Source organism: Marinococcus sp. PL1-022 (assembly GCF_033845285.1).
Taxonomy (GTDB): Bacteria; Bacillota; Bacilli; order Bacillales; family Marinococcaceae; genus Marinococcus.
On record NZ_JAWXCX010000001.1, the window covers coordinates 866,587 to 879,428 of the forward strand.

Here is a 12,842-nt window from a genome sequence, read left to right on the forward strand (position 1 = left end):
GCTTTGTTTATTCCAGGTCCAGTCTGGTACGGTTAGGAAGTAGATGAAAGGAAGGATGCTGATTTATGCAGACTTTAAACAATGAAGCTAAAACTAACCAAACAAAAAAGTACAGCCTGATCGACACTGATATTCATGAACGGGTAATGTATGAAGATTTATTTCCATACTTAGAGCAGCCGTGGAGAAGATATATTGAAGATTGCCATTGGCAGCAGGAAAAACATATGCCGTTCACCCAGCCTGCCGTGGCCGGAGTGGACCGGGCCGACGCAAAAACGCCGGACGGTAAACCAGCGGGAACAAGCCTTCCGTTTATGCAGGAGCAGCTGCTTGACGCCAACAATCACGAATTCGGTATTTTAACCGGAGCGCTTGATCCATCCCCGTCTTCGATGCACGGATGGTATGAAATGGCCACAGCTCTCGCCAGTGCTTATAATGACTGGCAGATTAATGACTGGCTAGATAAAGACAGCCGCCTGTATGGCTCCGTTCACATTGCAGCCCAGGAAGTAGCAAACGCGGTGAAAGAAATTGAACGCGTCGGCTCTCACCCAAAAATGATTCAGGTGCTTTTGCCCATCGATGATATCGCGTGGGGCGACCCGTACTATCATCCGATATTTGAAGCCGCCGAGCGCCATGACCTGATGATCGGCATGCATCATAACGAACCGCCGGCTCCGCTCGGAAAATGGCCGAGATACTTTATTGAATGGCACTCCCTGATCGCAACGTCTCATATGGCACAGATCACGAGCATGATTTTTAACGGGGTATTTGAGAAATATCCAAACCTGAAGCTGATGATGATCGAGGGCGGCTTCACGTATGTGCCATTTTTAATGAAGAAACTTGATCAGCAGTTTAAGGATCTTCGCCACGAAGTGCCGTGGGTAACGACGATGCCGAGTGATACTATCAAAAACCGGATGGCGTTTACGACCCAGCCGCTTGAAGAAATGAGCAGAAAAGAATGGAATCTCCTGGTAGAGCAAATGGGGACCGATGAAATTATCTGCTTTAGTACGGACTATCCACACTGGGATTACGATTCTCCGGATGAAGCTGTGCCAAAAGGACTTGAAGAGGACGTGCTTAAGCGGATCTATGGTGAAAACGCCAGAAAATTCTATCCGAAGCTGCCGGCCCGGGGTGATGTCTGATGGCAGCCGTTATCTGCAGGGAAGAGGAATTGGAAGAACAGGAAATGATCCCGGGAAGCGTCGATAATATTCCGGTTTTTGTGTGCAGGACATCCGAGGGGGAAGTGCGGGCGTTTATCGACCGGTGCCCCCACCAGGGAGCCTGCATGTCGAAGGGGAAAATTGACGGTGCTCCTATGAGTACAGCACCCGGGGAGTATTCCTTTGAGCATGAAGGCGACATTGTCCGGTGCCCTTGGCACGGAAGAGAATACAATCTGCGGGAAAGCGGCAAGCCGCTTGCGCCGGTCAAAGGTAAACTAAAAGAGTTTTCCGCTTATGTGGAAAACAGCTATGTATATGTAGAATTAAAGAGAGGCTCGTAAGCCTCTCTTTTTTTTATTGATATTTAACTGGGGAGTGATTAGCTGTTTAAATTACCGCCGCGGACTTCCTGCAGCTGACGGACAGCTTCAATCTGTTCATCGTTCAATTCAGCGTAGTTGCCGGCAGCATCCAACGTCAATATAACCGACGTTCCGGTCAGGGAGTATTTATTCGTAAGATCCCCGAACTGCTTGGATTCTACTTTGTAATCCGCTTCTTCATACTGATCTTCGTTCGCAAGCGCGTAAACGTCAAGCTCCGGAATCATTTCGAGCATGATGGCGTCATTGCCCATAATACTGTAGATATCATTTTGTCCATCTACTTCGCGGACTTCAATTTCCTCATTAGGCTTACTGATAATAATATTCATCGTGACATTCATCCTTTCTGTTTCCAAATCAATAGTAGTTACCGTACAAAAACGTTCCTCTCCTGCTATAACCGTTTCCTTCTTCCCACAAACATGAAAAAAAGATAAAATCATAATTAAAATAATCAGATTTCTTTAGGCGTATAAGTAGACATACACTGCTGTGGCACATATGATAGAAAAAGATAAAATAGTGGCAAGGGAGATATGTGATTATGATTGATGCAAATCAGCTGACACCAAATGCAACCTATAATTTAATCGAAGAAATGGAACGCTATGATTCTGATCGCCTGGCATTGAAATGGCAGGACGATAAAGGCAGCCGCCGCGAGGTTACATATCATGAACTGATCCAGCAGGCCAATCAGTATGCCAACGTCCTTACGGGCCTTGGACTTTCCAAAGGAGATAAGGTGCTTGTCATGGTTCCCCGGCTTGTGGAAGCCTATGTTGCGTATTACGCTTGCCTGAAAGCAGGACTTGTGATTATTCCTTCTTCAGAAATGCTCCGGGCGGATGATATCAAGTACCGGGCGGACCATTCCGGCTCCCGCGCGATCATTTCGTATGCTCCGTACGCAGAGGAAATCGACCGGATGGATCCTATGCCGGAAACCCTCGAGCATAAGCTGATGATCGGTGGCAGTAAAGAGGGATGGAAAGAGCTTGAATCAATGGCAGCAGAAGAGTCCCAAAGCTTTAACATTGTACAGACTCACCGTGATGACACTGCCTTTCTTCCTTATACTTCGGGAACGACTGGGAAACCAAAAGCTGTCGTGCACAGCCATGGCTGGGCATACGCCCATCTTAGGGTAGCGGCAGACGAGTGGCTCGACATTCATGAAAACGATGTTGTCTGGGCTACCGCCGGACCAGGCTGGCAGAAATGGGTCTGGAGCCCGTTTTTATCTGTTCTGGGCCAGGGTGCCACCGGGTTCGCCTATAACGGCCGTTTTGATCCGGAAACTTATCTGCAGCTGCTTCAGGACGAACAGGTCAATGTGCTTTGCTGCACGCCGACAGAGTACCGGCTGATGGCGAAAATTGACGGTCTCGAAAGATATGATCTTTCAGCGATGCACAGCGCTGTTTCAGCAGGAGAGCCTTTAAATGAAGAGGTCATTCAAGTGTTCCGCGATAAATTTAACCTTCCGGTTCGCGATGGATACGGGCAGACAGAAAGTACGCTGCTTATCGGAACACTGAAGGGTGTCCCTGAAAAAATAGGTTCCATGGGCAAACCAATGATCGAACAGTTTATTGAAATAGTGGATGAAGACGGCCATCCGGCGAAGGCCAATGAAATTGGCAATATCGCTGTACACCGTAATCTTCCATCGCTGTTTCAGGGCTATTACAGAGAGCCCGAACGTACGAATGATTCCTACCAGGGCGATTACTTTTTGACCGGAGACAGGGCGATGAAGGATGAAGATAATTACTACTGGTTCCAGGGGCGCAGTGACGACATTATTATCAGTTCAGGATATACAATTGGGCCGTTTGAAGTAGAGGACGCACTTACAAAGCATCCTTCTGTTAAAGAATGCGCCGCAGTGGCAAGCCCGGACGATATCCGGGGTAACGTCGTGAAGGCTTTTATCGTACCTAACGGCCAGGTGGAAAATGAAGAGGATTTGACGAAGGAACTGCAGAACCATGTAAAGAAAATGACTGCCCCGTATAAATATCCGCGCCGCATTGAGTTTGTGGAATCACTTCCCAAAACAAGCTCTGCAAAAATACGCCGTGTAGAACTCCGTGAACAGGAGCTCGCGAAGGCAAACAAAAATCAATAGCTGAATGAAGCAGCCTGATTGAACTGTCCTGTGCTTGTTGCGCAGGGCAGTTGTATATTTTTGCGAAAATGGTTTCGTAAAAATATAAAGATGAGCAAAGATTAAAAATATTTTTAGGAAAGCGTTTACCTTGCTGATAATTTCAGTTAGAATAAGAACAACCCCGCTGAAGGGGGAGAAATTGAAACAAAATTGAGGTGCTTGTTTCGATTTAAAAAATGTGTGACGGACATAAGACCAAAGGGGGGCTCGTTATTTTATCTCTTATTACATTTGTTATTATCGTCGGGGCTATTTGGCTTTTTGCTTATACCCGCAGCCGCTCAGTTAAAACAGACAGTGCAGAAGGCTACTTTCTGGCCGGCCGAAGTTTAACCGGTATTACGATTGCCGGTACGATTATTATGACGAACTTATCGACCGAGCAGATTGTCGGCCAGAACGGCCAAAGCTACGCTTCGGGTATGGAAGTAATGGCATGGGAAGTAACCTCAGCCATAGCGATTGTACTGCTGGCACTTGTGTTTCTTCCGAAATACTTAAAATATGGTGTGGACACTGTTACTGATTTTATCGAAACCAGGTACGACAAAACGACAAAAAGAATTGCCTCTTTTCTGTTTATTTTCACTTATATGACTTCCTTCTTACCCGTCGTGTTGTACTCCGGTTCACTCGTATTTAATCAAATTTTTGCTGTAGATCAATTACTCGGCGTTGAGCCTTTGACAGCCGTCGCCTTTATCGCTGGATTGACTGGGCTTATCGGTCTTCTTTATCTTTTGATGGGTGGCTTAAGGTTAAGCGCTTTCAGTGATACTGTTTACGGCATTGCTCTTTTGCTCGGCGGACTTACTATTCCGGTCCTTGGACTGATGGCCTTAGGTGATGGGAACTTCTTCCGTGGTATGGAAACGATTCAGGCGAATACTCCTGAAAAATTAAACTCCATTGGCGCCATTGATTCTTCTTATGTACCGTGGCCGACCCTCTTTTTAGGGATGTTTTTTAATAACTTGTTTTTCTGGTGCACAAACCAGATGATCGTACAAAAAGCACTGGCGGGAAGAAACCTGAAGGAAAGCCAGAAGGGTGCTTTGTATGTAGGCTTCTTTAAAATATTCGGCGCTTTGTTTCTCGTATTTCCAGGGATTATTGCGTTTAATCTGTTTGGCGGGGAGCTTAGAACGGCAGATAACGCGTATCCGCGTTTAGTTACAGAAGTACTGCCGCCGTCGGTGGAAGGAATTTTTGCAGCAGTCATTTTCGGGGCTATTTTAAGTTCATTTGTCGGCGCATTGAATGCAACCGCTACGCTGTTTACGCTGGACTTTTATAAGCCGTTAATTAAAAAAGACGCAAGCGACAGACAGGTGGCTCGGGCTGGGAAATTAATTACAGTCATTGTAGCTTTAATTGCTATATTAATTGCTCCGCTCATTTCTTTTGCTCCGTCGGGGCTTTACAACGTCGTACAATCGTTTAATGGATTATACAGCATGCCGCTGCTTGTCATTATTATACTCGGATTTTATTTCAAGTATGGTACTGCCTTTGCTGCAAAGGTGACATTTGTCACTCACGTGGTACTCTACGGTATTTTCTGGCTGTTTATGGATTATCATTATCTGTATGCATTCAGCGTGTTGTTCTTTGTCGACATTTTCGTCCTATGGCTGGTGAGTCGGATGAAACCGATTGATAAGCCGTTTGAGTTCCAGGAAAATATCAACAAAGTGGATATGACTCCGTGGAAGCACAGAAAATGGGTGAGCGCAGTCATCATTATCACTGTCGTAGCTACGTATTTGCTGTTCTCTCCTATCGGTCTTGCCGGGTAAAGGGAAATAGACGTTGAAAGTGCTGGAGTGCCGATGAGGTGCTCTAGCTTTTTTATGGCTGCAGTCCAAGCCATTTTTTAATTTTCTTTCGAAGAAAAAAGCCGGCAGCGCTCAAAATAAAAAGTAAAATAATCGCTATCCAAAGCAGAAGGCGGCTCCCGGAGATGATGCTTTGCCCAAACGTGCCGTACATCAGCATGCCGGGAATGATACCGATCATGGTGGCAGAAATGAAATGCGAATATTTGATTTTCGAGAAACCAGACAAATAGCTCAGCATGCTAAACCCCATCAGTGGGATGAGACGGAGCACTAACACCACAAAAAAACCACGGTTTTCCATCAAATGTTTCATTCTGGGATTCCACGGAATACGGTGCTTGCTGAATATGGTTTTCCCCATAAAACGTCCGATAAAATATCCACTAGTGGCTCCGCCCAGGGCTCCTGTCCATATATAAAGCACACCGGGCCATAAACCATAAGTGATACTGGCAGTGATGGAAAGCAGAGAGGAGGGAAAGTATATAAAAGGACCCAGCGTGTAGGCAAGCAGAAAAACGAACGGTGAAGTCCACCCAAACGAAGTGATGAAGTCCTGAATTTCTGTCGGATGAATGCTCAGTCTGATGTTGAAAAGGTAATACAGTCCGATTAATATGGCAATAAATAAGAATCCTTTGATAATATTTATACGTGAGCGCACGTTTTCCCTCCTTTGACTGCAGAAGCTGGGCAGTATATACCTCTTAATATGTTTAAAACAAGCATGCGCAGCGGGACTGTTTTTACGGGCTTAGACTATTTCAGCTTAACACGCCGGATGCATCCAAACGACAATTAATGAACGGGATCGTATGAATTATTAAAATAACGCATACATGAAGCCGCAGAAGGGAAAACTCACTAACAGCATGCAGATAAACATATGAACAGGAGAGGATGAATGAATATGGTAAATAGTGTAGCAGGAGTAAAAATTCCTGATAGTAAAATAGCAAAAGAAGCAGCTGATCTGCTGCGGGAATACGGATCCGAACTGCTTTGGAATCACTCGAACCGCGCCTATCTTTTCGGGGAAATTCAGGGAAGGGAAGCCGGATTGAAGTATGATTCGGAGCTGTTATATGTGAGTGCATTGTTTCACGATCTCGGGTTGACGTCTCAGTACAGCAGTCCTGATAAACGGTTTGAGGTAGACGGGGCCAATGCAGCCCGCAGCTTCCTGCAGCAGCATAGCATGGAGGATGAGTCTGTTCGTCTTGTATGGGACGCTATCGCCCTGCATACGACAATTGGAGTTGCAGAATACAAAGAGTCTGAGGTTTCCCTTCTTTATTCAGGTGTAGGGCTTGACGTCATGGGAGATGGATACCACCAGTTTCCTGAAAAATTACGGGAGGAGGTAGTGAGCGCGTATCCGCGGAATAACTTTAAAGAAAAAATCCTTCCTGCTTTTTATGAAGGATTCAAGCATAAGCCGGAAACGACATTTGGAAATATTAAAGCGGATGTCTGCGAGCGGTTTATGCCGGATTATAAGAGTCCGGACTTTTGTGAATGCGTGCTGCATTCCCCGTGGAAAGAATAAAAAGAATAAACTAAAGTGCTGCCGTTTCGACGGCGGCACTTTTAAATGTGGCCGGAGCTGCTCTGGGAATAATTATACTGAATGCGGGAAGAACGTTTTTGTACTGACGCTCTGCGGAAAAGCTATTCGAATAATAAATAATTTTTAAAACAAAGTACTTTGGACCCTTGTTGTAAAAGTTTAAGGTCTATTTAAAAAGATATTAATTTTTATTTACCTAATTAATGTATAAAATATTACTTTTATTAAAATGAGATTACAAATGCCCCAATGTCGTTGTTTAACGACGCCGGGTCAGATATACTCGGTCATGTTGAGTCGCTGATTTAACACATATAAAATTTTTAAATTACTTAATGGAGGTGCAGTTTCACTCCGTCGTGACCAGCCGTTGTTACTACAGTCGTGTGGCAAAAGGCAAGTAAACATATAAGAAAAATAAAGAATACCTACTTAATCAAGTTTCGGTGATGGGTGCTTCGACGAGTGAACATTATAATGAAAAAATATCTTTTTGGAACAGCAATTACAGCAGGAGTAATATTTGGTGCCCCGCAGGCAGCAGATGCATCAATCGATGATCACGGATCTTTATCTTACGGCGACACGAATTCGTCGGTAAATGATTTGCAGGAAACCTTAAAGGATGAAGGCTATTTCCACGGATACACCGGCTCACGGTTCGGTCCACGAACGTTAAGCGCGGTAAAAGAATATCAAGCCGATCACGACATCTCATCCCCGGCCGGCAGTTATTACGGCGTAGCCGGTCCAATGACGCAGGGCTCTTTGATGGATGCAGGATCCTCGAGTGAACAGGTAGCCGGCGTATCTACAAGCAGCAACTCTGGTATTACGGGCACCGCTAAGCAATACATCGGGTCACCTTATGTATGGGGCGGCGAGTCTCCAAGCGGCTTTGACTGCAGTGGCTTTATCAATTACGTTTATGAAAAGCATGGGGAAAGCATTCCAAGAACCGTTTCGGGCATGTATAGTGCAAGCTCGAAGGTTTCGAGTCCTTCTCCGGGAGACGTTGTTTTCTTTGACACAAGAGGTGGACCGTCCCACGCGGGTATCTACGTAGGCAATAATGAATTTATTCATTCCGGATCTTCTACAGGCGTGACTACTTCAAGTCTTGACAGCTCCTACTGGGGTCCACGTTATATGGGCGCCGGACAGCTTTAAAGCAAAAATACAAAAACCAGGCATGACGCTTATTAAAGGGTCATGCCTGGTTTTTATATTAGAATATATTCATTATAATCAATCCTCCCAGTCCTGCGAGCACCCCGTAAAGAATGGCCGGACCGAGCGTTTTCCGGATGACGCTGCCTTCTTTTCCCTCCATGCCAACCACGGCACATGCAGCGACTACGTTATGAATACAAATCATGTTCCCGGCGCCAGCGCCTACCAGCTGGGCCCCGAGCACCACCGTAGCGTCTACTCCGGTAGCGTTGGCGATGCTGTATTGCACAGGGGAGAATGTAAGAGTGGAAACGGTGGCGCTTCCGGTAATAAATGATCCAAGCTCTCCGAGAAACGGGGCGACAAGAATCCACATAGGGCCAAAAGCAGCTGCCATGCCGGCTGCGATATATTCTGGCATACTGGTAATATCACTGGTGTTGATCCCGGAGTTACTAAATACATGCACCATCGCAAGCGTGGCAAATAAAGTAATGCCGGTAATTTTGATGGTGGAAAGAGCTTCTTTTGAAGAAGCGGTGAAATTTTTAAACGAACGCCGTTGAATCAGTACGGCCAGCAGGGCAGTAACAGTGAGAATAGTTCCGGGGGAATACAGCAGCTCCCAATTGGAGGTCACACCTTCCACCCCTAAAATATTAGTCCAGGAAAGGTCAAGAAACGAAGTCGTAAACTCCCGCAGCCAGGGAACAATTCTGGTTAAAAGCAGAAGAGCGACTACAATCAAGTACGGAGACCACGCGGTAAGAAGACTCATATCGGATTTTTCTTTATCAACCTCGAAATCGTCCTGCAGGGCTTCTGTCCAGATCTCCTTCGGAAGCAGAATGCCTTTTTTCGCGGTGAATGCTGCCGCAGCGAGTCCGGTGAGTGCTCCTAAAATAGCGACAAATTCCGGCCCGAATAAGAACGCATACAGCAGTGCTGAGGTCGTATACACAGCTCCGATCATTAATGTCCAGGGAAGCATGGGCCATGCGTCTTTCAATCCTTTGCCGTTTCCGAAAAACAGCGTGAGTACCGCAATTAAAATAAAAGGGATAAAAGTGCCGCCGAATAAATCAATTAATGTAACTGTAATGCCAACCTCCTGAAAAAAGGCTAGGTCCGCTGCATCGAGTGTACTGAGTCCGACAATCACAGGCGTGCCTACGGCCCCAAAAGCAACAGCTGAACTATCCGCAATCAGTGCTGTAGCTACTGCAGCCAGCGGCTTGAATCCTAAGGCGAGCATCAGCGGAGCGGTAATCATTGCCGGAGTGCCGAAGCCTGCCGCCCCTTCAAGCAGGGAACCAAAAAGAAAAGCTACAATAATCAACTGCACCCGCATATCCTGTGAAATACTCTGAAAACCCTGGTTAATACGGTCCACAGCTCCATTTCTCCGAAGGGTATTCAGCAGGACGAGAGCTCCAAATAAAATAAGCAGAATCGTTAGTGTTTTATGGGCGCCCTGGAGAATGGAAGAAAAAATAATCTGGCCCCCCATACCCCATACTGTCACGGCAAGCAGAATCACAATAACAGAACTGAGGGTCATTCCTTTAATGGCAGGCATGCGAAGCAGAACAAGAAAAATAAATGGGAAAATGACAGCACTTAGCGCAACGAGCATCAGCATAGACGTATCTCCTTTAGAGGAAGAAATAAGTTAAAATAAAAGTTATTTTCTTTTTTAAGATATGGTCATCAGATGTCTTGATTATATGTTAAACGCTTTCATGGATGTATGCAATAGGGGATTCGGATCCGTAGAGGCGTAGAGTTTTTTGTCGTTATTCAGACATAAATCAGACAATATACTGTCACGGCGGAAGAATGAAAAGTGATAATTAAATAGGTCTGCTATAAATATCTAAAGGTTATTCAGTTTATTTAAGGATAAATTTACCATTTTTATTGCCCTTGAATAGGATTATTAGTATATTGAAAAAAGGTAAAATTATTCATATTACCGACTGCGGGGGAGAGATGCTTTCTTGTCCTTTTTACCATTAATTATGCTCGAAGTAATGCTTCCAATCTTTATTTTACTGCTGCTCGGAGCAGTACTTCATCGAATATACGATTTTCATCTCAGTACGCTTTCAAAGCTGTTAACGGGCCTGTTTCTCCCTGTCGTTATTTTTACAAACATTTCTGCCATGGAGGTGGAGTCGTTTGTTTTGCTTGACGTTGGTACCTTTCTGATTATCCAGTTTTTGCTGCTGGCCCTGCTTGCCGGCGTATGTGCAAAACTGTTCGGGATGGATGCGAAGCTTACGGCGATATTTAAAAACAGTGTAGTACTTATGAATTCAGGGAACTTCGGGCTTCCGGTCAGCCAGCTGGTGTTCGCCTCCAATCCGCTCGGGGTGTCGATCCAAATTATTGTACTGATGTTTCAAAACTTTTTAACATTTACATATGGAATTTTCACTTCTGCAACGACACAGAAATCAGGAATAAAAGAAAATATGGCTCCTTTGTTTAAAACGCCTACGATTTACGCTTTAGCTCTTGGTCTTGTGTTTTACATATTTAATCTATCACTGCCAAAAGCGGCAGAGCAGGTGTTAAATCAGATCGCTGCGGGGTTTACGGCACTGGCACTTCTTGTCCTTGGAGCCCAGATTGCTTACCCGAAGCTGAAATATTTATCTCCTGTCTTCTTTTTTACCATCAGTCTTCGATTAGTGGGAGCTCCACTTATCGCTTTGGGAATTATTTGGCTGCTTCAGCTTGAAGGAACGACTGCCCAGGCGTTATTTATTGCAAGTTCGTTTCCTATGTCCAGAAACAGTGCCCTGTTCGCGCTTGAATATGATAATTATCCGGAATATGCCGCTCAAAGCGTGCTAATTTCTACAATGCTTGGAGGGGTGACGGTTTCCATTGTTATCCTTTTATCGCAGGTATGGTTTGGATGAAACAATAAAGAGCTGTCATAATAACTAAAAATTTTTATAAAAATAGGAAGCCCCTGTTTAATGCTGAGCAGGGGCTTCCTTTGATTACATATCGTTTTTACGTGCCGCAGTAAGTGCGGTAGGGCACAAGCGTAGGCGCGGGCGGTGCTGTATAATCTTCCTGTTCCCTTGTATGGGCATAAGGATCTGCAAGTACATCCAAAAGCTTATTCATGACGCTGTAATCTCCATTTTTCTCGGCAGCTTCAAGTGCTTCTTCCACATGATGGTTCCGTGGAATGACCGCCGGGTTATTGTCACGCATCAGCTGGCGGGAATCTTCTTGGGATTCATTTTGTTTTCTAAGGCGTTCCTGCCAGCGTTCCTGCCAGGAAGCAAACCGATTGTCTGTAAACAGTCCGGTTTTGTCCAGCTTATTAAAGGTGAGGGCCCGGAAGGTATTCGTGTAATCTGCTTCTAGTTCCTGCATAAGGTTGAGCAGGTCGGTAATAAGTGCTTCGTCTTCTGCTTCTTCCGTGAAAAGACCGAGTTTTGCACGCATGCCCTGGAGCCAGTACATATTAAACTTTTCCGGGAAACTGGAGATTTCTGCCTGTGCGAGCTCGACGGCTTTTTCCTGATTTTCGTCAATCAGAGGGACGAGGGCTTCGGCAAATCGGGACAGATTCCATTCTGCCATGATAGGCTGTCTTCCGTAAGCGTAGCGGCCGCGTGCATCAATTGAACTAAAGACGGTTTTCGGATCATAGCTGTTCATAAAAGCACATGGGCCGTAATCGATGGTTTCCCCGCTGAGAGCCATATTATCGCTGTTCATTACTCCGTGGATAAAGCCGGCAAGCTGCCATTTGGCTATTAAGGAAGCCTGACGTGTAACAACTTCCCGGAGCAGCATCAGATACGGATTTTCCGTCTCCCGGACTTCCGGATAGTGCCGGCTGATCGTGTAGTCGGCAAGCGCCCGCAGGTCATTCATCGATCCGCGGTTCAGGGCATATTCAAACGTCCCGACACGCAGATGGCTTGAGGCCGTACGTGTTAACACTGCACCGGTCAGTATACTTTCGCGAAAAACAGGTTCACCGGTTTTGACTACGGCAAGACTCCGGGTAGTTGGTATGCCAAGGGCATGCATCGCTTCACTGATAATATACTCGCGAAGCATAGGTCCAAGAGCAGCCCGTCCGTCCCCGCCGCGTGAATAAGTCGTTCGGCCGGAGCCCTTCAGCTGAATATCAATCCTGCGGCCATCCGGGGTTATTTGTTCCCCGTGAAGCAGGGCGCGCCCGTCCCCAAGCATCGTAAAATGGCCAAACTGATGACCGGCATAAGCCTGGGCAAGCGGCAGGCCGCTATCCGGTGTCCGGCTGCCTGCGAGTATCTGCACGCCTTCCTCCTCTTGTAGCGCCCCGCTGTCGAGACCGAGGGAGTCAGCAAGCTGTTCATTTAATATGATCAGCTCCGGATTCTGGATCGGAGCGGGAGTGATTTTGGAAAAAAAGGTCTGCGGAAGGGCGGCGTAGCTGTGTTCAAGCTGCCAGCCCGCTTGTTTTACAGTATTTTCGTCAGCCAT

The 12,842-nt window shown here is 46.0% G+C and carries 11 protein-coding genes; 7 read left to right on the forward strand and 4 right to left on the reverse strand.

Annotated elements, in window-relative coordinates; all coding sequences use genetic code 11:
- The first annotated feature begins 65 nt into the window (after positions 1–65).
- Positions 66–1,169, forward strand: coding sequence for an amidohydrolase family protein (locus tag SIC45_RS04425; protein WP_319631209.1), 1,104 nt, complete (start codon positions 66–68; stop codon positions 1,167–1,169).
- Positions 1,169–1,534, forward strand: coding sequence for a Rieske (2Fe-2S) protein (locus tag SIC45_RS04430; protein ID WP_319631210.1), 366 nt, complete (start codon positions 1,169–1,171; stop codon positions 1,532–1,534). Before SIC45_RS04425 ends, SIC45_RS04430 begins: the two co-directional genes overlap by 1 nt.
- A gap of 38 nt (positions 1,535–1,572) precedes the next feature.
- On the opposite strand, the gene SIC45_RS04435 is transcribed toward SIC45_RS04430, so the two are convergent.
- Positions 1,573–1,908 carry a hypothetical protein gene (locus SIC45_RS04435; RefSeq protein WP_319631211.1) on the reverse strand — a complete coding sequence of 112 codons (336 nt, stop codon included), beginning with the start codon at positions 1,906–1,908 and terminating at the stop codon, positions 1,573–1,575.
- Positions 1,909–2,123: 215 nt separating this feature from the next.
- Here SIC45_RS04435 and mbcS point away from each other — a divergent pair, with 215 nt between their 5' ends.
- A complete protein-coding gene (gene mbcS, locus SIC45_RS04440; protein ID WP_319631212.1) occupies positions 2,124–3,713 on the forward strand; it encodes an acyl-CoA synthetase MbcS in 1,590 nt (529 codons plus the stop codon).
- A gap of 218 nt (positions 3,714–3,931) precedes the next feature.
- Positions 3,932–5,554, forward strand: coding sequence for a solute:sodium symporter family transporter (locus SIC45_RS04445; protein ID WP_319631213.1), 1,623 nt, complete (start codon positions 3,932–3,934; stop codon positions 5,552–5,554).
- Between the two features lie 52 nt (positions 5,555–5,606).
- On the opposite strand, the gene SIC45_RS04450 is transcribed toward SIC45_RS04445, so the two are convergent.
- Positions 5,607–6,260: a TVP38/TMEM64 family protein gene (locus SIC45_RS04450; RefSeq protein ID WP_319631214.1), complete on the reverse strand. Its 654-nt coding sequence runs from the start codon at positions 6,258–6,260 to the stop codon at positions 5,607–5,609.
- Between the two features lie 246 nt (positions 6,261–6,506).
- On the opposite strand from SIC45_RS04450, the gene SIC45_RS04455 reads away from it, so the two are divergent.
- Both SIC45_RS04455 and SIC45_RS04460 read left to right on the forward strand, forming a co-directional pair.
- Positions 6,507–7,145 (forward strand): HD domain-containing protein, encoded by a 639-nt coding sequence (locus SIC45_RS04455; RefSeq protein WP_319632926.1) that lies wholly within the window; start codon positions 6,507–6,509, stop codon positions 7,143–7,145.
- A 498-nt stretch (positions 7,146–7,643) separates the two neighbouring features.
- Entirely contained in the window at positions 7,644–8,336 is a 693-nt protein-coding gene (locus SIC45_RS04460; RefSeq protein ID WP_319631215.1) for a C40 family peptidase, read from the forward strand.
- Positions 8,337–8,394: 58 nt separating this feature from the next.
- Here SIC45_RS04460 and SIC45_RS04465 read toward each other — a convergent pair whose 3' ends face one another.
- The gene (locus tag SIC45_RS04465) at positions 8,395–9,981 is read right to left on the reverse strand and encodes an L-lactate permease (protein WP_319631216.1); all 1,587 of its coding nucleotides are present in this window, start codon (positions 9,979–9,981) and stop codon (positions 8,395–8,397) included.
- A 358-nt stretch (positions 9,982–10,339) separates the two neighbouring features.
- Here SIC45_RS04465 and SIC45_RS04470 point away from each other — a divergent pair, with 358 nt between their 5' ends.
- A complete protein-coding gene (locus tag SIC45_RS04470) occupies positions 10,340–11,269 on the forward strand; it encodes an AEC family transporter (RefSeq protein WP_319631217.1) in 930 nt (309 codons plus the stop codon).
- 97 nt (positions 11,270–11,366) lie between these two features.
- Here SIC45_RS04470 and SIC45_RS04475 read toward each other — a convergent pair whose 3' ends face one another.
- Entirely contained in the window at positions 11,367–12,842 is a 1,476-nt protein-coding gene (locus SIC45_RS04475) for a protein adenylyltransferase SelO (RefSeq protein WP_319631218.1), read from the reverse strand.

What these genes read in the sequence shown, in the direction of transcription:
- SIC45_RS04460 (WP_319631215.1), top strand. Translation starts at nt 7,644, where the DNA reads ATGAAAAAATATCTTTTTGGAACAGCAATTACAGCAGGAGTAATATTT.
- SIC45_RS04465 (WP_319631216.1), bottom strand. Translation starts at nt 9,981, where the DNA reads ATGCTGATGCTCGTTGCGCTAAGTGCTGTCATTTTCCCATTTATTTTT.
- SIC45_RS04430 (WP_319631210.1), top strand. Translation starts at nt 1,169, where the DNA reads ATGGCAGCCGTTATCTGCAGGGAAGAGGAATTGGAAGAACAGGAAATG.
- SIC45_RS04445 (WP_319631213.1), top strand. Translation starts at nt 3,932, where the DNA reads ATGTGTGACGGACATAAGACCAAAGGGGGGCTCGTTATTTTATCTCTT.
- SIC45_RS04475 (WP_319631218.1), bottom strand. Translation starts at nt 12,842, where the DNA reads ATGGCTGACGAAAATACTGTAAAACAAGCGGGCTGGCAGCTTGAACAC.
- mbcS (WP_319631212.1), top strand. Translation starts at nt 2,124, where the DNA reads ATGATTGATGCAAATCAGCTGACACCAAATGCAACCTATAATTTAATC.
- SIC45_RS04425 (WP_319631209.1), top strand. Translation starts at nt 66, where the DNA reads ATGCAGACTTTAAACAATGAAGCTAAAACTAACCAAACAAAAAAGTAC.
- SIC45_RS04455 (WP_319632926.1), top strand. Translation starts at nt 6,507, where the DNA reads ATGGTAAATAGTGTAGCAGGAGTAAAAATTCCTGATAGTAAAATAGCA.
- SIC45_RS04435 (WP_319631211.1), bottom strand. Translation starts at nt 1,908, where the DNA reads ATGAATATTATTATCAGTAAGCCTAATGAGGAAATTGAAGTCCGCGAA.